Here is a 20,827-nt window from a genome sequence, read left to right as displayed (position 1 = left end):
CCGGGATCGACGCCTTGTCAGCACCACGGCGATGCTATTCTCCGCTAAGGAGAATGCCAATATCGCACGATGGAGCGCCGCGTATGGTCGACCTGGAGTTCGACGACGGCCTTGCGGTGCTCACCATCGACCGCCCGCACGCGCGCAACGCCATCTCCCTGGACACCATGGACCAGTTGGACAAGGCGATCGACGCGGCCGAGGGCGCACGTGCGCTGGCCATCACCGGCGCCGGCGACCGCGCGTTCGTCTCCGGCGGCGACCTCAAAGAGCTCAGCGCGATCAGGACCGAAGACGACGCGGCGGCAATGGCGTGGCGGATGCGGTCGATCTGCGAGCGGCTGGCCGGTTTCCCGGCGCCGGTGATCGCCGCGCTCAACGGTCACGCGCTGGGCGGGGGTGCCGAGGTGGCCGTCGCCGCCGACATCCGGCTGGCCGCCGACGACATCAAGATCGGCTTCAACCAGGTGACGCTGGAGATCATGCCGGCCTGGGGCGGCGCGGAAAGGCTGGCCGCACTCGTCGGCAAGAGCCGTGCCCTGCTGCTGGCGGGAACCGGGACGGTGCTCGACGCCGCCGAGGCGGAACGCATCGGATTGGTCGATCGGGTGTTGCCGCGGTCCAGCTTCGACGATGATTGGCGAATGATCGCGCGCACGTTGGCCAGCCGCCCGGCCGGTGAGATCAAGCGTGTGGTGGGCGGCGTTACGGCTGACGAAGCGGTGCAGGCTTTCGCGCGGCTGTGGGTGAGCGACGACCACTGGCGGGCCGCCGATCGAGTGATGAACCGCGGCAACAACTCCCGTGCAGGAGGTGCGACGTGACAACCATCGGTCGGGCACTCGCGGTCTCGGCGGCCTTAGTGGCAGCCACCAGCGTCGCCGCACCGGCGGGCGCGGACGACGATCCCGTGATGCATCGCGTGAGGTACACCGTCACCGCTGCAAGCCCGACCCGCGCAGACATTTACTACCTTGACAACGAGCCGCCGCATTTTGCCGCCTGGAGTCACAACCCGTACGAGTGGTCCCCAAACATCAAGGCCGATGTCGGCCCGGGCAAGCCGTGGGTATTCGAACTCATGTTGGCCAACCCCGATCAGTGGGCTTGGGTAACCGCCAGCAGCGGGCTATCGGGAGCCACACCGCAGTTTCACTGCGATCTGGCAGTGGACGGCGTCGTCGTCGCATCCAAGGACGGCCCCAAGGGTGTGCTCTGCTCGATACGTCACTGGTGAGCCGGCAACCTGGCACTCACAGCCATCTTGACAGTCACTGTCATATCGCCATAGGCTCCCTCGCAACGTCGCCGCCCTGGCTGCGCGTGAGGAAGGTCTGCCGTGCCAGAACCAAACACCAAGAGGCTCAAGGTCATTCAGTGGGCTACCGGCGGAGTTGGCAAAGCGGCCATCGAAGCGGTGCTCAATCATCCCGAGCTGGAACTGGCCGGCTGCTGGGTACACAGCGCCGAGAAAAACGGCCGCGACGTCGGCGAGATCCTCGGCCGAGAACCGCTCGGTGTCGTCGCCAACTCCAACAAGGATGACGTGCTGGCGCTGGCCGCCGACTGCGTGGTGTATGCGCCGCTGATTCCCGACGACGACGAGGTCAAAACCATTCTGCGGTCGGGGAAAAACGTTGTGACACCGGTGGGCTGGGTGTATCCCGACCGTCGCGACGCGCGGGTGCAGGCCATCGAGCAGGCCTGCCTCGACGGCGGCGTGACCTTGCACGGCTCGGGTCTGCATCCCGGCGGCATCACCGAGAAGTTCCCGCTGATGATCTCGGCACTGTCCACGGCGATCACACATGTGCGGGCCGAGGAGTTCTCCGACATCCGCACGTACAACGCCCCGGACGTGGTGCACCACATCATGGGCTTCGGGGCCACGCCAGAGGAGGCCGCTCAGGGCCCGATGGCCGCCCTGTTGGAAGGCGGCTTCAAGTCCTCGGTGTGGATGGTGGCCGACTATCTGGGCTTTCGCGATCCGACATTCGCCTCGACGCAGGAAGTGGCGGTGGCCGCCGCGCCGATCGACGCCGGCTATCTCAAGATCGAGCCGGGCCGGGTGGCCGCGCGGCGCTTCCGCTGGCAAGCGCTCGTGGACGGAGAGCCGGTGATCACCGCCGCGGTCAACTGGCTGATGGGCGAGCAGGACCTGGACCCGGCCTGGACGTTCGGCGAGCGCGGCGAACGATTCGAACTGGAGGTCGACGGCGACCCCCACCTGGAAGTGGTTGTCAAAGGCCTGCAACCGGATTCGATCGCGGAGGGCCTGCGACGCAACCCGGGGGTGGTGGCAACCGCCAACCATTGCGTGCATGCGATCCCGCAGACGTGCGCTGCCGAGCCGGGCATCAAGACCTATCTCGATCTGCCGATGATCGCGGGGCGGCCCGCACCCAAACTCGCCGGGGCGGTGCGGTGATCCTCGACGACTTCCGGCTCACCCACCAGGTCGCGATCGTCACCGGTGCCGGGGCCGGCATCGGCCGCGGCACGGCTGTGGCGCTGGCCGAGGCCGGAGCCGACGTGGTGGTGGCCGCGCGCACCAAGTCCGACCTCGACGACACCGTGCGCGAGATCGAAAAGGCCGGCCGCAGCGGGCTTTCGGTGGTCACCGACGTCATGGTCGAAGAGGACTTGACGAACCTGGTCGACGCCGCGGTGGCGCAGTTCGGCCGGCTCGACATCCTTGTCAACAACGCAGGCGGCACCGCCCCATTGCCGGCGATGCACACTTCGTCCGAATACTTCTCCACCGCACTGCACTTCAACGCCACGGCACCGTTTGTGCTGTCGAGGCTCGCCGCGCAGGCCATGGTCGACACCGGCGGAGCCGGATCCATCGTCAACATCTCGTCGCGCTCCGGCGACATGGTGATGACCGGCATGATCGCCTATGCGGCGGGGAAAGCCGCCCTGAACATGATGACGTTCAACCTGGCCGCCGAGTTGGCACCACGAGTGCGGGTCAATGCGATCGGCGTCGGCGGGACGGCCACCCAGGCGATGGACTTCGTCATGAACAACGAACCGCTGCGCGCACAGTTCGAGCAGAACACGCCCATGCGCCGCATCGGCACACCGCGCGACATCGCCGCCGCCGTGGTGTATCTGGCCTCACCGGCGTCGTCATGGGTCACCGGCGTGTTCCTGCGGGTCGACGGCGGTACCACCGCGCCGGCCTTCACGATTCCCGTGCCGCCGCTACAGGAGACCAAACCCGTTGCCTGACAAGCCTGTATCGCTCCGGGACCGCCAGCGTGCGCAGGTCCGCGACGAGATCCGGCTGGCGGCCTACCGGCTGTTCGCCGAGCACGGGTTCGACAACGTCACCACCGAGCAGATCGCCGCCGCCGCAGGCGTTTCGCCGAGCACCTTCTTCCGCCACATCGCCAGCAAGGAAGAGTTGCTGCTGCACCAGGTGCGGCGCGGGTGGGAGGTCATCGCGTCGCTGCTCGAGGAGCGCCCCAGCGCAGAGCCGCCCGACGTCGCGCTGGCCCGCGCGATCGAAGCCCGCACCGCCGCCTTCCAAGACGACGACACCGAACAATGGCGCACGGCCATCCTGGCCGCCCCCGGCCTGCTCGAGAAGATCACCATCGCCCCCGAGGACAAGAGCCGCCTGGTGAAGCTCACCGCCGCCCGCATGGGCACCGATCCCGAAAAGGACACCCGACCGGCGTTGCTCGTCCACTTAGCCTTCGCCGCAGCCGATTTCGGATTCCAGCAATGGGTGCGCTCCTCCAGTGGCGATCACAAGCCGCTTCTGGAGATGGTGTCCGAGGCGCTGCAGGCTGTGATGAATCCACGCTGGCGTTAGCTGATCGGGAGAATTAGATGAGACAGTGGCCGCGTGACGAAATCGAGCGCGCATTCAAGGACTACAGCCAGACTGTCGTCGCGATAGGACAGAACTGGGACTGGGCGCACTACGCCGACCTGTTCACCGAGGACGCCGTGTACCTGGAGCACGTGTACGGGAAAATGCAGGGCAGAGAACAGATCCGCACCTGGATCTCCTCGACAATGAACACATTTCCCGGCTCCGAGATGCCGTTCTACCCCACCGAGTGGCACATCATCGACGAGGACCGAGGCTGGGTCATCATGAAGGTCCTCAACCGGATGAAGGATCCCGGCGATGGCAGCATCCATCAGGCCGCGAACTTGACCGTGCTGCACTACGCCGGCGACGGGCTGTGGCGCTACGAGGAAGACGCCTACAACCCGATGAACTTCCTGACGATGGTGCACGAGTACACCAAGCGTTGCAAGGCCCTGGGCACCCTCTCCCACGACGCGCTTACCTTCGCTAAAAACATGAACTGGCAACTGGATTAGTGCGTACACGGGTCGTGATCGCCGGGCTCGGCGACACCGGTGTGCTGGCGGCGATCCGGCTGGCTCGCCACGCCGACGTCGTCGGGATTTCGGCCAAACCGGGATTGCTCAGCGGCCAGGAGCTCGGCTGGCGGCTCACCCGTCCCGAGGCGTGGGCACGCGTGAACTGGATCCCCTTCGACCGATTCCGCGGCCTGGGGCGGGTGCGAGCCGTCCACGCCGTGCTTACCGGAGTAGACCTCCGCGCCAGAACAGTTTTCGCGCGTCGCGACGACGGCTCAGCAGTGACGGAACACTATGACGCACTGGTGATCTCCACCGGCGTGACGAATGGCTTCTGGCGCCAGCCCGGTCTTCAGACGGCGGCCGAGATCGGTGCGGATCTGTGCGCCGCGCATGACGTCCTCGCCGACGCCGAATCGGTCATTGTGATCGGTGGCGGCGCCGCGGCGGTGAGCAGTGCGGCCCAGATTGCCACCACTTGGCCGGCTAAACGCGTAGACCTGTATTTCCCCGGGGACCGCGCTCTCGTCCACCATCACCCCCGCACCTGGGACCGCGTCGCCCGCCGCCTGCACGGGCTCGGCGTGCACACGCACCCCGGTCACCGCGCGGTGATACCGGACGGTTTCAGTTGCGATCGAATCACCCGCGAACCCGTGCAATGGCGCACGGGCCAACCGGCCGCGTCCGCCGACGCGGTGCTGTGGACGATCGGCCGGGTGCGGCCCAACACCGGCTGGCTGCCCGCCCAGGTGCTCGACGAGCATGGCTTCGTCCGCGTCACACCGGATTTGCGTGTTCCCGGCCATCCCGATGTATTCGCGCTGGGTGACGTCGCCGCAACCGACCCGCTTCGCAGCTCGGCCCGAAACCGGGCCGACGCGTTGCTGGCCCGCAATGTGCGGGCGGCACTGTCCGGACGCGCGCTACGCGACTACCGCCCTCCCGCACAGCGATGGGGCTCGGTGCTCGGTCCACTGCCCGACGGGCTCGAGGTCTTCACCCCCAACGGGAGCGCCCTCCGCTTCCCCGCATGGATGTTCCACCGGGTACTGCTGCCGATGGTGGTCGGTTGGGGCTATTACCGCGGGGTGCGCAGCAACGACCCGCTGATCAGCGCGCGGCTATGGCAGCGCTCGGCTGCGGCTCGCCCTCCAGACGGCGCAGATAACGCTCGACGAACTCCACGGTTTCGGCGTGGCCGGCCGACATCCCAAGCGCCTGCTCCATGACCAGCACCCGCGAAACACTGGTGATCAGCACCGACCACACCAGTGGCGGAACTTCTTCCGCGTCAATGCCATAGCGCTCCAGTACATTTGACACTGCATCGCGCTGTTCCTCCCTGAATCGCTCGGCATAGTAGGCGATTTCAGCCTTGAGGGCCTTGCGGTGGTTTGCCAGCGCAACGTATTCCATCGTCACCGCTGTGGCCGTCGGGTCGATGCTGAACCGCCACAGCGCCCAAAGCGGTTGCGGTGATCGCAGCGCTTGCGCGTGCACGCGAAGCCCCTCCTCGGCGCGACGGCGAAATGCAGCCAGGAACAGGTCGTCCATCGTGCGGAAGTAGTAGTGCACCAGCTGCGGCTTGAGTCCCGCCTTCTCGGCAACGCGACGTGAAGTGACTGCGGCGTAGCCTTCTTCGAGCATCAACTGCTCCGCGGCGTCGAGAAGTACGCCGCGGTTCTTGGCGTCCGGCGCCCCGATCCTGCGCGCCGATGTCATTCGTTGCTCCAAACCTCCGACCGTGCCGACCACGCCGATCGTAGCGGCGCCTTGACCCCGACATTACCGCCATGCTAAGCAAGTGCTCAGCACTTTGGTCGATCTCGTACGCAGGAGGCGCGTAAAACCATGACCACCTTCGAATCGGTCGACTTCTTCACCGACGCCTCCCTGGTGCCGGACCCGTACGCCTATTTCGACTACTTGCGCAGCCAGAACCCGGTGTTGCGGCTGCCGCACTACAACGTCGTCGCCGTCACCGGCTGGGAAGAGGCCAACGCGGTCTACAAGGATCCCGAGACGTTCTCCAACTGCGTCGCGCTCGGCGGCCCGTTCCCGCCGTTGCCGTTCGAGCCCGAGGGCGACGACCTGTCCGCCCAGATCGACGCGCACCGCGAGCAGTTCCCGATGTTCGAGCACATGGTCACGATGGACCCGCCCGACCACACCCGGGCGCGCTCGCTGCTGAGCCGGCTGCTGACGCCGAGCCGGCTGAAGGAAAACGAGGACTTCATGTGGAGCCTCGCCGACCGCCAGCTCGAGGAGTTCCTCGACAACGGCGAATGCGAGTTCATCGCCGAGTATTCGAAACCCTTTGCCACCCTGGTGATTGCCGACTTACTGGGTGTGCCGGAGGAAGACCACAAGCAGTTCCGCACCGTGCTGGGAGCCGATCGCCCGGAAACGCGGGTGGGCTCGCTCGACCACGGGTCGGTCGGAGTCAACCCGCTGGAGTGGCTCGACGACAAGTTCTGCGGCTACATCGAGGACCGGCGCAGTCACCCCCGCGACGATGTGCTGACCGCGCTGGCGACGGCGAAGTATCCCGACGGCTCCACACCCGAGGTCATCGAGGTGGTCCGCTCGGCGACCTTCCTGTTCGCAGCCGGGCAGGAAACCACCGCCAAGCTGCTCTCCGCGGCGCTGCAGGTGCTCGGCGAGCGACCCGACATTCAGCACAAGCTGCGCAAGGACCGCAGCCTGATTCCGGCGTTCATCGAGGAGTCCCTGCGGATGGAGAGCCCGGTCAAGAGCGACTCGCGGCTGGCCCGCAAGCCGGCCACCATCGGCGGTGTCGACATTCCCGTCGGCACCATCGTGATGGTGTTGCCCGGTGCGGTCAACCGCGACCCGCGCCGTTTCGACAACCCGCACGAGTTCTCCCTCGACCGCAAGAACGTCCGCGAGCACATGGCATTCGCGCGCGGGGTGCACTCCTGCCCCGGCGCGCCGCTGGCCCGGGTCGAGGGCCGCGTCTCGATCGAGCGGATCCTCGACCGCATGTCGGACATCTGCATCAACGAGGCCAAACACGGGCCGGCCGGCGCGCGGCGTTACACCTACGAGCCGACCTACATCCTGCGCGGGCTATCCGAACTGCACCTCACCTTTACCCCAGCTGGGTGAGCGCCACGGGCCGGACGATCGTCATCACCGGTGGCAGCGACGGCATCGGCGCGGCGGCCGCGCACCGGTTGTCGCGCGCCGGCGAGAAAGTTGTCGTGGTGGGCCGCTCGGAAAGCAAAACACGGGCGCTGGCAACCGAATTGGGTGTCGACAGCTTCGTGGCAGACTTCGCAGACCTGTCGCAAGTGCGTTCGTTGGCACAGGAACTGCGCTCGCGATATCCGCGCATCGACGTGCTGGCGAACAATGCCGGCGGCATGAACACCAAACTGCGCATCACGACCGACGGATTCGAGCAGACTTATCAAGTCAACTTCCTGGCTCCGTTCCTGCTCACCACCTCGCTGCTGGACGTGCTCGTCGATTCTCGCGCCACCGTGGTCAACACCACCAGCGCGTCACAAAAACTAGTGCGCAGGTTCACCATCGAGGATCTGGAAAGCATCCACCAACGGCGACCCAGCCAGGCTTATGCGCTGACCAAGCTGGCAATCATCTTGTTCACCAAGGAATTACACCGGCGCTACCACGGCGGCGGTGTGTCTACGGCAGCATTTCACCCCGGCTATGTCGACACGAACTTCGGATCCGCGTCAGGATCCCGGTTCCTTGTCTTCATGCGGCGTACGCCGGCGCGGTACTTCACCGTGACCGCGGAGCAGGGCGCCGACCAACTGGTATGGCTTGCCTCCAGCACGCCCGGGGTGGACTGGCAGTCCGGTGAGTACTACTCGAAACACCGTGTCGGCAAAGCGAACCGCGCGGCCTACGATGCCAGGCTTGCCCGCGAGCTGTGGGAGCGTACCGCGGCGATTCTCAGTCGTTGAGCACCGGCGACGAGATGTTCGTCGCTTCGCTGCGGCCGCGCAGCACCACCGATCCGCGTGACTGCCAGCACCTGCGCTCGGCGTCGTCGGCACGTTCGATGGCCGCATCCGAGCACAGCACCCGCCGCTCCGAGGTTTTGGCGAGATCAGCCAGCCGGGCGGCCTCGTTGACGGCGTCACCAATCACCGTGTATTCGTAGCGGTTTTCGGCGCCGATGTTTCCCGCGAACACCGGGCCGGCCGATACACCGATGCCGAAGTCGACAACGGGTAGCTGCCGCAGTCGAATGGCCAACGCCCGAGCGGTGGCCAATGCCGCGGAGGCGGCTCCGCTGGTGCGCAGCGGCGCCCCGAACACGGCCAGCGCGGCGTCGCCCTGGAACTTGTTGATCAGACCGTGGTTTTCGTCGACTGCCACCACCACGATCCGGAAGAAATCGTTGAGCACCTCGGCGACCTCTCGCGGAGGGCGGCTGGCAGCTAACTGCGTCGAACCCACCAGGTCGACGAACAGGATCGCGGCGTCCATGACGTCCCCGGACATCGACGCCCCCTGCTCGAGGGCGTGCCGTGCGACGTCTGCCCCGACGTGACGGCCGAACAGGTCGCGGAGCCGGTCGCGTTCCGCGAGTCCGGCGACCATGCGGTTGAATCCGGTTTGCAGACGGCCGATTTCGGAGCGTTCATAGACGTCGACGAAGGTGCCGATTCGGCCGTGCTCGATTTCTCCCATCGCGTCGATCACCTCGCGGACCGGATCCGAGATCGACCGCGACACCAGGATCATCCCCCGCAGTCCCAGCATCACGGCGACAAGCGACAGCACCAGCACGGCGATCTCCACCGATGCGGACCTGGGAAGGATCCAGCCGTTCGAGTGAAGGAAAACCAGGGCGGCAATGGCCGCGCTGGGAAGGGCACTGGACAGCAACCACATCCCGATCAGTCGGGCCAGCACGCCCGGGGCCGTCACAAAGCCCTCGAATCCCTGTGTCGCGGCGGCAACGATCGGGCGGAGCGTTCGCTGGGTCAGCAGAACCGCGGTTCCGGTGGCCGCGGCCCCGCCGAAGACAATGGCCAACCCAGTCGACAGCGCAACGGTGGCGCCGCCGTCCAGGTCGAGAAGGATGAAGAGCGCGCCGCTGGCAGCCCATGTCGCCGCCAGAAGGATCGACTGGTTGCGCATGAGTTTCATTGCGGCAGCACGCTGATTCGCATCGGGTTCTTGCCCGGCGACAAACCAGCGCAGTGACGGAGCGATCACCCTGATACCGGCGACGAATACAACGGCGGTGCCGACGAGCACTACCGCCAGCGATGTGATTACGTACTTGCCGCTGGAGTGGGCATGCATTCCCGGGCCATGACCGCTGAGCACGACGACAACGACGAGGACCTCGGCGACGCTCAGCAGATGCGCGAACGCCAATCCGGCCGCGTATCGAATCGACGGACTAACGACGCTGCTGGACGGCGCCTCAGCCAGTCTGCTCACACGATGACCGTAGCGGGGCCCAGGACGAATTGCGCGCGGCTGAGCGCGCCGCTTTTAGACCGTGGCCTTCCAAACCGCACGTGGGACAAGACGACGCGGTGTAAAAACGGGGAGACGAGAAAGGCGACGAGGATGAGACGAGCAATCGCTGCGGTAGTGGCGGCCTTGTGGACCGTGCCCGCCACCGCCGGACCCTTGGCAAACGCCGACTCCGACCCTCACATGCCGGACGTGAAAATCGGCTATTGCCCTGGGGGTAACGGTACGAAACCTATCGCGGCGCCCTATAGCGCGACTGCCTATTATTGCGACGGCGTTCCCTACGCCGACGGTTCGCACTGGCGCTACGTCCAGTTTCCCGTGCCAACTTCCATGATCTTCAACCCGGAACAAGTGTCTTTCTACGGGCTGCACTGCGTAACGGGCGACGAATTGGTGAGCGCGTCGATGGCGCCGCCAGGAGGCTGCGACGGCGCAGTCTGACCCTGCGCGGCTAAGTGTCGCCGCGCACCCAGACCGTTCGGCCGTTTTGCGCCATACAAGTCAGGAACAATCCGTCCGGCGCTTGCGCGACCATGTTCAGATAGGGCGTGCAGTCCGCGCCTAATTCTTTGATCCCGACCAAACTGGGGGAGCGGAACCATCGCGGCGCATACCTTCGCGGCGAACCGCAGAAGACAATCCTGTTAGGACCATCCGACCCGCCCGGGGCGAATGCCGTGACTCCGAACACGTAGTAGGTCGTGTTCTCGCACAGTGCGCCGAGGACCACACCCGGCTGAATGCCCGGAACACAGCTGGGGTCGTCGCAACTAGTGGTTGGGTCGGCCACCGCCGGTGCTGCGGCGACGCCCCCAGCGGCCACCAGGGCAGCAACGGCCGCCACGATCGATCGCATCCTATGAGTCTCGCACGTGTGAAAGCCGAATTCTCGGTTTTCGAGAGGATTATTCCAGAGCATGCTAGCCTGCGTTGTGTACCGTTCCGGCCGACACCGTCGAGCCCCTGAGCGGCGTACCCAACCAGGACCGCTGGCCGCCGATTCCCACATATCATTTTCGCTGACTCCCGGTGCACTATCCATCTAAACAAGGAGTTCTGGATGACTTCCCCGGAGCGGCCCGCCTCGGCGCTCGATGCCAACCAGGGTGACGAGACAGGGCAAGCCAACCTCCTCGATTTGGCTGAGGCGGCCGAGGCGGAGGCCGCAGCCGCTGAGGCGGAAGCGCGGGCCGCGGCGGCCCGGGCCCGAGCGATACGGCTGCGCCGGGAAGCCGCCACCGCCCCAACGTCGTCTGCCCATCCCGACAATGCAGACATGGCAGAGTCGGACGACGATGGCAAGGCCCTTGATCGACCCGCGGAGTCCGTCGCCCGCACGCCGCGCCTGCGTGTGCTGGGTAGGAAACCCATGGCCGTCGGCGCAGGGATCGTGTTGATCTGCGCCTCACTCGCAGCGAGCGGGTATATGGTCCGCCAGGATCACATCGCCTCGCAGCAAAGGCAACGCGCCTCGGAGTACGCGTCGGCTGCCCGCCAGGGTATCGGCGCCTTGATGTCCCTGGATTTCAACAAAGCCCAAGAGAACATGCAGCGCATCGCTGACAACTCGACGGGAAACTTCAAGAACAGTTTCCCTGTGATCGCTGACAAGTTGACCCAGGGCTTGGAGCAATCCAAGGTGACTACCACAGTCACGGTGCACGATGTGGCGGTTGAATCGATGACCGATGATTCGGCGATCGTCCTTGTCGCAGCCACGACAGAGGCCAAGCCAGTCGACGGTCCGCCGCAACCACGTTCGTGGCAGATCGCGCTGGGCCTCCGCAGGGACGGTGGAAAGCCCAAGATGGCGAATATCGAGTTCGTGCAATGACAGTCGACCAAGAGCCCCAAATCGAAGACGCTGACGACGTGGATACCGGCGAAAACGGGACGGCCGTGAAGCCGCAGGATGACCACCCGCCACGGAGATTGCTGTGGCGCCTCCGATGCGTTATCGATTTCGGCCGGCGCGGGCTACGCAGGTTGCTTGCGCGTTGGCGCGCCATCGCGCTGACGGTGGGAGTCGTTGCAGCGGTAGGACTTGCCGCCGGGCTGTTCTTCTTTCAGTACCGCCCAATTCATCAGACCGACCATTCGGCGGCACAAGCGGTGATCAAGGCCGCGTCCGACGGCACGGTTGCGGTCCTGTCATACGCGCCGGAGACGGTCGACAATGATTTGACGGTTGCGAAGTCACATCTGACCGGAAACTTCCTGAAGTACTTCAACGATTTTGGCCGATATTTCGTGGCGCCGGCAGTCCGGCAACAGGGCGTGAAGGCATCCGCCACCGTGGTGCGTGCCGCTGTCGTGGAATTAGATCCGGATTCGGCCGTGGTGCTTGAGTTCGTCCACCAGACCAGCAGCAACAAGGACAAACCGGAGCCGGTCTTGGCCACGAACAGCGTGCGGGTAACGCTGACAAAGGTCAACGGGTCCTGGCTGATATCGAAATTCGAGCCCGAATAAGCGCGGCACGTGATGTGAGGAGCGACCAATGCGGGTAATGCACGCGGTGGCAGGCGCAACACTGATAGCAGCCACAATGACTCCGGGATTCGGCGCCTCGGCATGGGCGACAACGGATACGGATGCGCTCGCCCTCAACGGAAAATATCAGGCTACGTCTGACGGTCAATGGGCAACGACGAACGACCAGTTTCACAACGAGGCGACCGTCACGTCCATTTGGACCATCACCTCCAGCTGCACCAACCCGCTGGAGTGCACGGGCCAGGTCACCAGCGACCAAGGATGGAGCGCTCCGCTGCAGCTGGTTGGCGGGAATATGTGGCGTGTTGTCCACGATGTCCCAAACTGGGAGCAATGCGGAGATGGCATGCCGGCGGCGACGGGGCACCAGGTTTTCAGGTTCTCGGCGGACGAGAAGCTTGCCGGCGATGACCACACCGTCGGCCCCAGCGGCGCGTGTGGAGCCAACAGATGGCTCGTCATCGACATGCCGTTCAAATTGGTCAAGATCGGCTGAGCCACTATCAACCGGCACAGGTGTGAATGGCGACGCCTACGTTTGGATGAGTAGCAGGTCTTTCCACGTTTTGGCTTTGTGGTCCGACGGGGTCACCAGGTCTGACTGCCGGTAAAGGTGCCCGTCGGTTCCAACGTACGACCCGGTGCGCGGATTGTACGAAGCGATGGCTACCGACGGGCCGTTCCCAGATCCTTTGGCGCCGAACGAACTCGGGGCGGCTGACGGCATTCCACCGGGCGCCGGCGCGGGCGGTGCCGACGCTGGCGCAGCCGAGTCGGCAGTATCCAACGGTGCCAGTGGTCCCAGTGGCGATGGACTCTCGGGGTTAAATTGCGGTCCCGGCGGCGGGCTCGCAGGATTGCCTTGCGGCGCCGATGGGCTCACGAGGTTACCTTGCGGCACTGGCGGACTCGCGGGGTTAGCGGGTGGCGGCGCCAGCCAGGGCGGACCCGCGGCGTACGTCGCGGGCCCCGGCGCCGGGGCACCGGCCGGGTTGCCAGGCGGTAATGGTCCCAGCGGCGGGCGCGCGGGGAGCGTCGGCGGCGGCGGAGGCGCTGTGGGTGGCGGGAGCGGCGTTCCCTCTGGTGGGCCGTATTCAAAATCGTGGAAATTGATTCGATCATCCGGCGGGATGCCCTGCGACACCAGGTTCGGATCCAGCGGGTAAGGGCCGGCCATGTGCTGGCGCATGGCCAGCGGCTCGTATGGCTTGTCGCTGTTGCAGATCTCGACAGTCGGTGCACGCTTGCCGGGATGCCCCATGCATGGATAGTTGCGTGCACCGCGAACCGCCAGCGGCGAATCTTGCGGCAGTTTGCAGTACAACCCATCCGGGGTGTCAATCGTTGTGGTGTCAGCCGGTGATCGCCACTGGGACGGCGGCAAGAAACCGACCGTGCATGCCGGCGGATCGGCGATCGACACGTGGAAACCTCCCACAGGGAGGCCCGTCCAGTTGTTGATCGGCTGCGCTGCCTGAAGCCCCGCAATAGCCGGCGGCAGCAGTACCAGTAATTGTTCTAGCGAGGGATGGTAGGTCACGCCGATTTGGCCGATCGTGGTCAAATTAGCGAGCAACACCGGCAGGGTGACCTTGACCTGGTCAAGCAGGCGGGCAGCCTCGTCGGCGGCGCCCGGCCCAGTCTGCAGCAACCTGCGCACCTGGGCATCGTCGGTCGCAACCTGCTCGCTCACTCCGGCAAGGCTGCGTGCCCACAGCCTGATCGAGTCGGCGGTCTGGGCCTGTGAATCCAGCAGCGGCACACTGTCTTCGGTTAGCGTCCGGGTGCGATCGGAGACGGCGTTGGCGTCGGCACTCACTCTGGCCGACGAGTCGAACAACGAGCCCAGGTCGTAGGCGGATCCGTTGAATCCCTTGAACGATTCATCAAGCAAGGTGCTGAGTCGATCCTTGGGAATGCTGTCGATCAGCTTGGTGGTCTGGTCCAGCATCGGTCCAACCGGTTGCGGGATCGTCGTCTTCCCAGCGGGTATCACAGAACCGTCACGCAGGTAGGGTGGCGAGTCGGTATGCGGCCGCAAATCGACGTACTGCTCGCCCACAGCGGAGATGCTGCGTACCTCCGCGCTCAGGTCGGCCGGAATCTTGGGCGAAGTGCCAAGTGACAGCGTCGCTTTCGCGCCGTTGGGTGTCAGCCCGACCGCTGTAACCTTACCTACCTGGACACCGCGGTAGGTCACGTTGGAGAAACGGTACAGTCCCCCCGCGGCGGGCAACTCCAACGTGACCGTGATCCGGCCGATACCCAACAGGGTAGGTACTTGCATGTAGGAGAAGATCATCAGGACCACGCCGATGATCGAGACGACCACAAAGATGGTCAGCTGGATCCGAACAAACCGCGTCAACATCAGCGGCCCCCAGTCATGGCGGGGGTATTCGGGCCGCAGGGGTCCGGCGGCGGTGGCGTACGCGGTAATCCTGTGACACCGTCACCATTGGGAAACTTCGTGTAGAACGCGTCGTATCCCGGATCTCCGGGCGCTGGCACCCAGGAGAGATCCTTCTGTTGCCAATGTGTCCCTATGAATGTCTGTTGCTTCAGCCGGGAACGAGTCATGTCGATGATGACGAAGACATTGAAGTAATCGCCCCGCACACCCCGGTCGATGAGATTTTGGCCGTACGGGAAGGCCGATCCTGCGAAGGCAATGTTCTTGGCAAGGTCGGGACCAACCTCGGCGAGCGAACAAAATGTCGGCGCAAGGTTTTGCAGGTTCTTCACCAAGTCGGTTTGTGTGTCGTTGACGAGCCTTGTCGCGGTGTCACTGAAAACTCCGAGCTTTTCAAGTGCGGTGGTTATCTGTGGCCGTTCCTTCAGCAGGACATCGAGCGAGGGCGAAATCTCTCGTAGCGCACGGGCGATGACGTCACGTTGACCGGCGAAGGTACCGGCAACACGGTTCAAGGCCTGGATTGACGCGACGACGTTGTCGCGCTGGTCGTCGAACGTTCCGACGAAATCGTCCAGCCGGGTCAGCAGATCCCGGACCTCGCCTTCACGCCCCGACAGCGCGCCACTGAAGTTGTGAATGACGTCGCCAATCTGCCCCAACCCTCCCGAGTTGACGATCACCGACAAGGACGCCAGGGTCTGCTCGGTCGACGGATACGACGACGACTTGCTCAGCGGGATCGTAGCGCCCGGTTTGAGTCTTCCGATCGCTGGCTGGCCGAGCGGGGGATTGAGTTCCAAATGCATCGACCCCAGCAGGCTGGTCTGCCCGACCTTGGCCACCGCGTTGGCGGGGACGACGACATCGGGCCTCACCCCGACCTCAACGTCGGCGTGCCAACCCTGCACCGTCATTTTGGCCACGCTGCCGACCACGACATCGTCGATCATGACGGGCGAATTCGATTCCATGGTGCCAACATTGGGGATCTCGACATGGAACACTTGGGCCGCGGGTCCCCGTCCCACGGCGCCCGGAAGCGGTAGCGAGTTCAGGCCCTGGAATGCGCACCCTGTCGCGGTCAGCACCACACACGATCCGATGACCAGCAGTCGGCGCGCAGTACCGATGACGGTCATGACCCTGGCCTTTCCGCGGGGAGCAGCATGTCGGGCACGGTCGGAGGTGCAGCCGCAGGAGGCGGCGGCCCGGGCGCGACCGGCTGGGCCGCGGGAGCCGCAGCGGAAGCCGGCCCGCCGACCACCGGAGCCGGCCCTCCAGCAGGCGGCTCGGGCGGCAGCGAAACGGCGCGCGGAGGCGACGGCGGCGGCGGCGCCCAGAAGGCACCCGGGCCCCAATTCGGAATGTTGTCGCCGGGCAGCCCGGTGTATGCCGATCCGGTGGGCGGAATTTCGGGTGGCGTAGGGGTCGTGCCGTTCAGGCCGCCCTCGCAGGCCTCCATGTGGGGATGACACGGTATCAGGGCCGGGTCGGTGTAGATGACATCTTCCGGGTCCGCCGCTTTCGCGATCCACGGGTTAGTCGGAATGGGAAGATAATTGATGAAGTTCAGCAGTCGCAGGCCCGGCCCCAGATATTGGGCACACAGCTTCCCGGATTCCGACGCCGTGATGTTTTCGATGGCCTCCAGGGACGTGCAAATCGAGAACGTCGTGTTCGAGAACTGGTTGACCACGAAAACGCCATAGTTCAGTCCGGTAGCGGGGCTGTAAATGTTGTAGAAGTTGGCGAACGCGTTCGGCGCGACGTGCAGGATGTTTTCGACATCCGTTCGGTGCTCGACAAGGTTTTGGGTGACGTCGACCAACCGCGCGATCTGCTCGCTCGTTTTGTCGCGGGTCCCTGCCACGAAGCGCTGCACCTCGCCCACCGCCACCGACAGATCTTTCAGGGCCGCATCCAGATCGGACCGGCTTTCGTTGAGCACGCTGGTCAACGTGGCGAACCGGTCTTGGAACTGAACGATCTGGGTATTGCTGTCGCGCAGCGCCGTGACGAATGTTTGCAAGTTCTTGATGATGTCGACGATGTTGCCGCTCCCGTTGGCAAGGATTCGTCCGACACCAGACAGTTGCGCGAGTGTCTGCCGCAGCTTGTCTCCGTTGCCCTCCAGTGAGTTGGCGGCGCTGTCGATAAACCGAGCCACCGACGGCGTGGAGACCTTACTGTTGGGCCCCAAATCTGTTGCCAGCCGTGTCAGTTGGGTTTTCACCTCATCCCACTCGACCGGTACAGCCGTCCGATCTGCTGGTATCACCGCTCCGTCGGGCATCGTCGGGCCATTCGTCCGGTAAGCCGGTGCGAGCTCGACATACCGCGCTGCGACCAGATTCTGGGCCACAATCACCGCCTTGGCATCGGCTGGAATGGGCACATCACGGTCCACGTGGAGCGTCATTTTGGCTTGAGTGCCCACCGGCTGGATGGAGGCGATATTGCCCACCTTGACACCCGAGACCCGCACCTCATCGCCCGGGTAGATCGCAGTAGCGGTGGTGAAAAAGGCGGTAATCGTCTTTGGGCGGAAGAACGTGTGGCGGACCACCAAACCCGCGCCGATAACGATCAGCGCTGCCAGCGCAATCGCCAACCCGGCTGCCAGCCTGTTGCGCGGAATCATCCTCCTCCGATCCTTCCGCCCAGTGTGCAGCCGTCGCACGGCGGAACACCGGCGTACGGCCAGGGAAGCAGCGCCCGTGGCATGGGTGACGGGTAACCAGGGCCTCGACCGGGTGCCGTGTCAAAGGTGCGGAAGCCCCACAGGTAGTCGATAAATGGTTGAAGGAGCTGCAGTACCAACATGTTTGGGACGAACGCCTGATAGTAGAAGCCGCTCGACACTGCCTCGCCAAGAGTGATCTGGTATTTCGCCAACCCGGGCAGCGCTTTGGCGATGTTGTCCCGATTCTTCTCCAAGACCCCTAGTACCGAATTCAGCCGGTCCAACGTCGGCGCCAACTTCGCTTCGTTGTCGTGCACCAGGCCGGTCAGTTGCTTGGCGACAACGGAAGTGTTCGCCAGCAAATCGACGATCGCCTGACGGCGCCGTACCAGCACGCCGACGAGATCGTTGGCGTTGAGGATGAGCGTGTTGACCTGTTGGCTGCGCTCCGAAAGGATTCCGGTGACATCACTGGCGCCCTTGAGCAGTTCGCTGAGATTCTCGTTGCGGCTGTTGATGGTCTGTGACAACCGGGTCAGCCCGTCGAACGTCGGTCCCAATTGTGGTGCGATCTGGTCGATCGTTTTCGACAGGGTGTCCAACGATTGGTTGAGCATGGCGGTGTCGGTCCCGGCTGCGTTGGTGGTCAGTTCGCTCACCGCGTCGGTCAGTGAATATGGCGAGGATGTACGCGTCGTCGGGATGACGTCCATGGGATGCAAGCGACCGCTGCCGGCCGACTCCAGCGTCAGCACCCGCTCGCCGAGGAGTGTGCCGGTTCGGATGTGCGCGGTGGTCTCCGAACCCAGCAGAATATTTCCGTTGAGGCTGAAGGTCACCAGGGCATCCCCGTGGTGCAGCGACACATCCGATACCGAACCGACCTTGATACCCGATACCATCACGCCGTTGCCCACGGCCAGACCGCCCGCTTCGGAAAACAATGCCTGGTAGCGCACGGCGCTCGCCAACGACAACAGCCGCTCCGGCTGCAGGCCCACGGCGATGACGAGTATCACCAGGACGACCCCGATGAAACCCGCCTTTATCAGGTGGGAACCGCGGTATTTAAGCATCGGGTTCTGCGCACCTCCCGCCTTCTTGCTTGATCCACGGCGCAACCACGGTGCGGTTCTGCATGTCGGTGACCCGCCAGCTCAGCGCGCAGAGGTACCAGTTGATGGTGCTCATGTATGAGCCGGCCCTGATCAGTTTCCGGTAGTTTTGCGGCGCCTTGATCAAGCCGGCGTCGATCTGGTCCTTGTGGTCATCGAGCAAGGGCGCCAATCGGTTCAACTGATTTATGTCGTCGCGTAACGGCGGGCGTGCGTTGGTCAGCAAGTCCGCCAGGGACGCTGTCCCCTTGTCCAGAGAGTCAATCGCGGTGCCGATCGGATCTCGGTCTGCCGCAAGTTCGCCGACGAGCCGTTGGAGACGGTCGATTGTGCCGGAGAACTTGCCGCCTTCCTTGTCGATCGTGGCCAGCGTGACGTTGAGATTGTCGATCACTTGCTGGACCACTTGTTTGTTGTCCGCCAACGCGTTCGTGAACGAAGACGTTCTGGACAATAGCGACTCCAAAGTCCCACCCTGGCCTTGAAAGACCTGAATGAGCGATGACGTGAGCGCATTCACGTCTTGCGCGTTCAAACCGCGGATCACCGGCTTCAGTCCGCCCAGCAGCAGATCGAGGTCGAGCGCCGGCGCGGTGCGGTCGACCGGAATCTGCGTCCCTGCCGGCAATCGCTTCGTCGAGCCCGGACCATCGAGTAGCTCCAGATACCGATCGCCCACCAGGTTGAGATACCGAACCGCCGCCTTGGTGCCGTCAGTGAGCACCACTGTGCGGTCGGCGTCGAATTTCACCAGGACTTTTTTGTCCGGCCGTAGCGAGACGCTATTGACTGTGCCGACTCGGATACCGGCGACGCGCACTGAGTCTCCGGACTTCAGGCGTGACACGTCATTGAAGACGGCCGAATACCCGGACGTCGAACCAGTTCGGTACTGGCCGAAGATGAAGAACAGGAAGGTGGTCAGCACCCCCATGATGATCGCGAAGATGCCGAACTTGATGATCATCGCTCGCGTTGAGGCGCTCATCCGGGCTGGCCGATCTGTGCGGTATTGCGAGGCGGTCCGTCAAGCGGCCCGAACAGCCACTCTTTGATGAGGTCCGAGTTCCACAACAGGAATTGGTTTCCGTACTTGAACGGGTTGGAGCCGGTGTCGGCGACGATTGATGGAGCCTTCCCCTCGAAGGGCATCTCCGGAAGATCAGTGCATTGCGGGCCGCCCTTGGCCGCCACCCGTGGCAGGTCGCCCGGATACCGGTAACGCTCCGCACCGAATTCGAAGCCGATCAACAGCGTGATGCCCGGATCTTTGAACGGCGGATTCTTCCACCAGTACGAGAGACCCTTGATCCCGCACCACAGTCCTTCGTGATACTGGTTGAGGACATCTGTCGTCGGCAACAGCAGGTGCACGACGTCGGTCAGCCGCTGGCGGTTGTCGCCCAACACCTGATTGCCGATGTCGGCCAACCCAATCGAGCTGACCAGTAGTGAATCCAGATTGTTTTGCTCGTCGACGATGGTTCGGCTGATCCGGGTGGCGCTGTCCGCGGTCTTGATCAGGTTTGGCGCCGCATCAGCATAGGCGTTGAGTACCTCTGGTGCGACCGCAAGGTCATGGGTTAATGCGGGGCGACTCGAATCCAGCTTGGCGAGAAACGCGTCCAAATCACTCAGCGTCTGGCCGATTTTCGTGCCTCGCCCGTTGAACGCCGAAGCCAACGCGCCCAGGGTCTCGTTGAGCTTTTCCGGTTCGATCTTCGACAGCAGCGCTGTCAATTGCTCGAATACCGTGTTGACTTCGACCATCACGTGTTTGCCTTCCAGCGTCTGCCCCGGGTGTAGCCGCTGGGCCGATGGCTCGGCAGGTGCAACCAGGTCGACGAACTTGGCACCAAACACCGTTGAGGATGTGATGTCGACAAGGACATTGGCAGGAATGAGACGCAATTGGCCAGGATCCAACGCCAGGTGAAGAGCGGCCTGGCCGTTGGGCAGCGATTCGATCGAGTCGACCTTGCCCACCTGCACACCGCGCATCTTGACTTTCGCATCGGGATTCATGACCAGACCGGCGCGTTGCGAGATCACCGTCACCGGAACGGTTTCGGTGAAACTGCCCTGGAACAAACCCACGGCCAGAGCGAAGATCGCGACGACAACCGCAACGGTCGCGAGGCCCGCCAGCGGACGCGCGTATGACTGCGCGCCGAAGTGGCGCCCTGGCGAGGCAGCCACGGGCGTTGCGGCGCTCGCGGTTTCAGACCGGTGAATCGGGCCGGGCCCGAGGTTGCGCGTCACGTCCCCTCC

General features: G+C 64.2%; 21 protein-coding genes and 1 pseudogene. 13 read left to right on the top strand and 9 right to left on the bottom strand.

Going from position 1 to position 20,827, the window contains the following annotated elements; all coding sequences use genetic code 11:
• Nucleotides 1-83: 83 nt before the first annotated feature.
• The 7 genes and pseudogenes from G6N47_RS12060 to G6N47_RS12030 all read left to right on the top strand — a co-directional run.
• Entirely contained in the window at nt 84-824 is a 741-nt protein-coding gene (locus G6N47_RS12060; RefSeq protein WP_083131294.1) for an enoyl-CoA hydratase/isomerase family protein, read from the top strand.
• On the top strand, nt 821-1,237 hold the full coding sequence (locus G6N47_RS29645; RefSeq protein WP_372517461.1) for a hypothetical protein: 417 nt from the start codon (nt 821-823) through the stop codon (nt 1,235-1,237). Before G6N47_RS12060 ends, G6N47_RS29645 begins: the two co-directional genes overlap by 4 nt.
• Nucleotides 1,238-1,339: 102 nt before the next feature.
• Nucleotides 1,340-2,428: an NAD(P)H-dependent amine dehydrogenase family protein gene (locus G6N47_RS12050; protein WP_083131293.1), complete on the top strand. Its 1,089-nt coding sequence runs from the start codon at nt 1,340-1,342 to the stop codon at nt 2,426-2,428.
• Nucleotides 2,425-3,237 carry a glucose 1-dehydrogenase gene (locus G6N47_RS12045; protein WP_083131292.1) on the top strand — a complete coding sequence of 271 codons (813 nt, stop codon included), beginning with the start codon at nt 2,425-2,427 and terminating at the stop codon, nt 3,235-3,237. The genes G6N47_RS12050 and G6N47_RS12045 overlap by 4 nt, the downstream gene beginning before the upstream one ends.
• Nucleotides 3,230-3,826: a TetR family transcriptional regulator gene (locus G6N47_RS12040; RefSeq protein WP_083131291.1), complete on the top strand. Its 597-nt coding sequence runs from the start codon at nt 3,230-3,232 to the stop codon at nt 3,824-3,826. The genes G6N47_RS12045 and G6N47_RS12040 overlap by 8 nt, the downstream gene beginning before the upstream one ends.
• Nucleotides 3,827-3,843: 17 nt before the next feature.
• On the top strand, nt 3,844-4,347 hold the full coding sequence (locus tag G6N47_RS12035) for a nuclear transport factor 2 family protein (RefSeq protein ID WP_083131290.1): 504 nt from the start codon (nt 3,844-3,846) through the stop codon (nt 4,345-4,347).
• Nucleotides 4,347-5,462: pseudogene (locus G6N47_RS12030) on the top strand (FAD-dependent oxidoreductase); the annotation flags it as partial. The gene G6N47_RS12035 and the pseudogene G6N47_RS12030, both read left to right, overlap by 1 nt.
• Before the next feature lies 1 nt (nt 5,463).
• Here the strand turns inward: G6N47_RS12030 and G6N47_RS12025 are convergent.
• On the bottom strand, nt 5,464-6,075 hold the full coding sequence (locus tag G6N47_RS12025; protein ID WP_083131289.1) for a TetR/AcrR family transcriptional regulator: 612 nt from the start codon (nt 6,073-6,075) through the stop codon (nt 5,464-5,466).
• A gap of 129 nt (nt 6,076-6,204) precedes the next feature.
• On the opposite strand from G6N47_RS12025, the gene G6N47_RS12020 reads away from it, so the two are divergent.
• Both G6N47_RS12020 and G6N47_RS12015 read left to right on the top strand, forming a co-directional pair.
• Entirely contained in the window at nt 6,205-7,482 is a 1,278-nt protein-coding gene (locus G6N47_RS12020; RefSeq protein ID WP_083131288.1) for a cytochrome P450, read from the top strand.
• Nucleotides 7,479-8,309, top strand: coding sequence for an SDR family NAD(P)-dependent oxidoreductase (locus G6N47_RS12015; RefSeq protein ID WP_083131287.1), 831 nt, complete (start codon nt 7,479-7,481; stop codon nt 8,307-8,309). The genes G6N47_RS12020 and G6N47_RS12015 overlap by 4 nt, the downstream gene beginning before the upstream one ends.
• Here G6N47_RS12015 and G6N47_RS12010 read toward each other — a convergent pair.
• On the bottom strand, nt 8,299-9,738 hold the full coding sequence (locus G6N47_RS12010) for an adenylate/guanylate cyclase domain-containing protein (RefSeq protein WP_083131453.1): 1,440 nt from the start codon (nt 9,736-9,738) through the stop codon (nt 8,299-8,301). The genes G6N47_RS12015 and G6N47_RS12010 overlap by 11 nt on opposite strands.
• Nucleotides 9,739-9,936: 198 nt before the next feature.
• On the opposite strand from G6N47_RS12010, the gene G6N47_RS12005 reads away from it, so the two are divergent.
• Nucleotides 9,937-10,287, top strand: coding sequence for a hypothetical protein (locus G6N47_RS12005; RefSeq protein WP_083131286.1), 351 nt, complete (start codon nt 9,937-9,939; stop codon nt 10,285-10,287).
• 10 nt (nt 10,288-10,297) lie between these two features.
• Here G6N47_RS12005 and G6N47_RS12000 read toward each other — a convergent pair whose 3' ends face one another.
• Nucleotides 10,298-10,702, bottom strand: a complete 405-nt coding sequence (locus G6N47_RS12000) for a hypothetical protein (protein WP_083131285.1) — start codon at nt 10,700-10,702, stop codon at nt 10,298-10,300.
• A gap of 204 nt (nt 10,703-10,906) precedes the next feature.
• On the opposite strand from G6N47_RS12000, the gene G6N47_RS11995 reads away from it, so the two are divergent.
• From G6N47_RS11995 to G6N47_RS11985, 3 genes are read left to right on the top strand one after another with little or no spacing between them, the layout of a single operon-like run.
• On the top strand, nt 10,907-11,680 hold the full coding sequence (locus G6N47_RS11995; protein ID WP_083131284.1) for a hypothetical protein: 774 nt from the start codon (nt 10,907-10,909) through the stop codon (nt 11,678-11,680).
• Entirely contained in the window at nt 11,677-12,318 is a 642-nt protein-coding gene (locus G6N47_RS11990; RefSeq protein ID WP_372517463.1) for a twin-arginine translocation pathway signal, read from the top strand. Before G6N47_RS11995 ends, G6N47_RS11990 begins: the two co-directional genes overlap by 4 nt.
• A 28-nt stretch (nt 12,319-12,346) precedes the next feature.
• Nucleotides 12,347-12,838 carry an Rv2253/PknI dimerization domain-containing protein gene (locus G6N47_RS11985; RefSeq protein WP_083131283.1) on the top strand — a complete coding sequence of 164 codons (492 nt, stop codon included), beginning with the start codon at nt 12,347-12,349 and terminating at the stop codon, nt 12,836-12,838.
• Between the two features lie 36 nt (nt 12,839-12,874).
• Here the strand turns inward: G6N47_RS11985 and G6N47_RS11980 are convergent, their stop codons facing one another.
• Genes G6N47_RS11980 through G6N47_RS11955 form a run of 6 tightly spaced genes read right to left on the bottom strand, consistent with a single transcriptional unit; the run spans nt 12,875 to nt 20,818 of the window.
• Nucleotides 12,875-14,713 carry an MCE family protein gene (locus G6N47_RS11980; protein WP_083131282.1) on the bottom strand — a complete coding sequence of 613 codons (1,839 nt, stop codon included), beginning with the start codon at nt 14,711-14,713 and terminating at the stop codon, nt 12,875-12,877.
• Nucleotides 14,713-15,897 (bottom strand): MCE family protein, encoded by a 1,185-nt coding sequence (locus G6N47_RS11975; RefSeq protein WP_083131281.1) that lies wholly within the window; start codon nt 15,895-15,897, stop codon nt 14,713-14,715. The genes G6N47_RS11980 and G6N47_RS11975 overlap by 1 nt, the downstream gene beginning before the upstream one ends.
• Nucleotides 15,894-17,399, bottom strand: coding sequence for an MCE family protein (locus G6N47_RS11970; RefSeq protein WP_083131280.1), 1,506 nt, complete (start codon nt 17,397-17,399; stop codon nt 15,894-15,896). Before G6N47_RS11970 ends, G6N47_RS11975 begins: the two co-directional genes overlap by 4 nt.
• Nucleotides 17,396-18,517 carry an MCE family protein gene (locus G6N47_RS11965; protein ID WP_083131279.1) on the bottom strand — a complete coding sequence of 374 codons (1,122 nt, stop codon included), beginning with the start codon at nt 18,515-18,517 and terminating at the stop codon, nt 17,396-17,398. Before G6N47_RS11965 ends, G6N47_RS11970 begins: the two co-directional genes overlap by 4 nt.
• The gene (locus G6N47_RS11960) at nt 18,510-19,544 is read right to left on the bottom strand and encodes an MCE family protein (protein ID WP_083131278.1); all 1,035 of its coding nucleotides are present in this window, start codon (nt 19,542-19,544) and stop codon (nt 18,510-18,512) included. The genes G6N47_RS11965 and G6N47_RS11960 overlap by 8 nt, the downstream gene beginning before the upstream one ends.
• On the bottom strand, nt 19,541-20,818 hold the full coding sequence (locus tag G6N47_RS11955; RefSeq protein ID WP_083131277.1) for an MCE family protein: 1,278 nt from the start codon (nt 20,816-20,818) through the stop codon (nt 19,541-19,543). The genes G6N47_RS11960 and G6N47_RS11955 overlap by 4 nt, the downstream gene beginning before the upstream one ends.
• Nucleotides 20,819-20,827: the final 9 nt, after the last annotated feature.

Origin of the sequence: Mycobacterium branderi, from assembly GCF_010728725.1 — a bacterium.
Taxonomy (GTDB): domain Bacteria; phylum Actinomycetota; class Actinomycetes; order Mycobacteriales; family Mycobacteriaceae; genus Mycobacterium; species Mycobacterium branderi.
This window is presented reverse-complemented; position numbering and strand designations above follow the sequence as displayed.

Coding starts and splice junctions, on each gene's coding strand:
- G6N47_RS12020 (WP_083131288.1), top strand. CDS start 6,205: ATGACCACCTTCGAATCGGTCGACTTCTTCACCGACGCCTCCCTGGTG.
- G6N47_RS11985 (WP_083131283.1), top strand. CDS start 12,347: ATGCGGGTAATGCACGCGGTGGCAGGCGCAACACTGATAGCAGCCACA.
- G6N47_RS12005 (WP_083131286.1), top strand. CDS start 9,937: ATGAGACGAGCAATCGCTGCGGTAGTGGCGGCCTTGTGGACCGTGCCC.
- G6N47_RS12060 (WP_083131294.1), top strand. CDS start 84: ATGGTCGACCTGGAGTTCGACGACGGCCTTGCGGTGCTCACCATCGAC.
- G6N47_RS11960 (WP_083131278.1), bottom strand. CDS start 19,544: ATGAGCGCCTCAACGCGAGCGATGATCATCAAGTTCGGCATCTTCGCG.
- G6N47_RS11975 (WP_083131281.1), bottom strand. CDS start 15,897: ATGACCGTCATCGGTACTGCGCGCCGACTGCTGGTCATCGGATCGTGT.
- G6N47_RS11970 (WP_083131280.1), bottom strand. CDS start 17,399: ATGATTCCGCGCAACAGGCTGGCAGCCGGGTTGGCGATTGCGCTGGCA.
- G6N47_RS11990 (WP_372517463.1), top strand. CDS start 11,677: ATGACAGTCGACCAAGAGCCCCAAATCGAAGACGCTGACGACGTGGAT.
- G6N47_RS11995 (WP_083131284.1), top strand. CDS start 10,907: ATGACTTCCCCGGAGCGGCCCGCCTCGGCGCTCGATGCCAACCAGGGT.
- G6N47_RS12035 (WP_083131290.1), top strand. CDS start 3,844: ATGAGACAGTGGCCGCGTGACGAAATCGAGCGCGCATTCAAGGACTAC.
- G6N47_RS11980 (WP_083131282.1), bottom strand. CDS start 14,713: ATGTTGACGCGGTTTGTTCGGATCCAGCTGACCATCTTTGTGGTCGTC.
- G6N47_RS12025 (WP_083131289.1), bottom strand. CDS start 6,075: ATGACATCGGCGCGCAGGATCGGGGCGCCGGACGCCAAGAACCGCGGC.
- G6N47_RS11965 (WP_083131279.1), bottom strand. CDS start 18,517: ATGCTTAAATACCGCGGTTCCCACCTGATAAAGGCGGGTTTCATCGGG.
- G6N47_RS12000 (WP_083131285.1), bottom strand. CDS start 10,702: ATGCGATCGATCGTGGCGGCCGTTGCTGCCCTGGTGGCCGCTGGGGGC.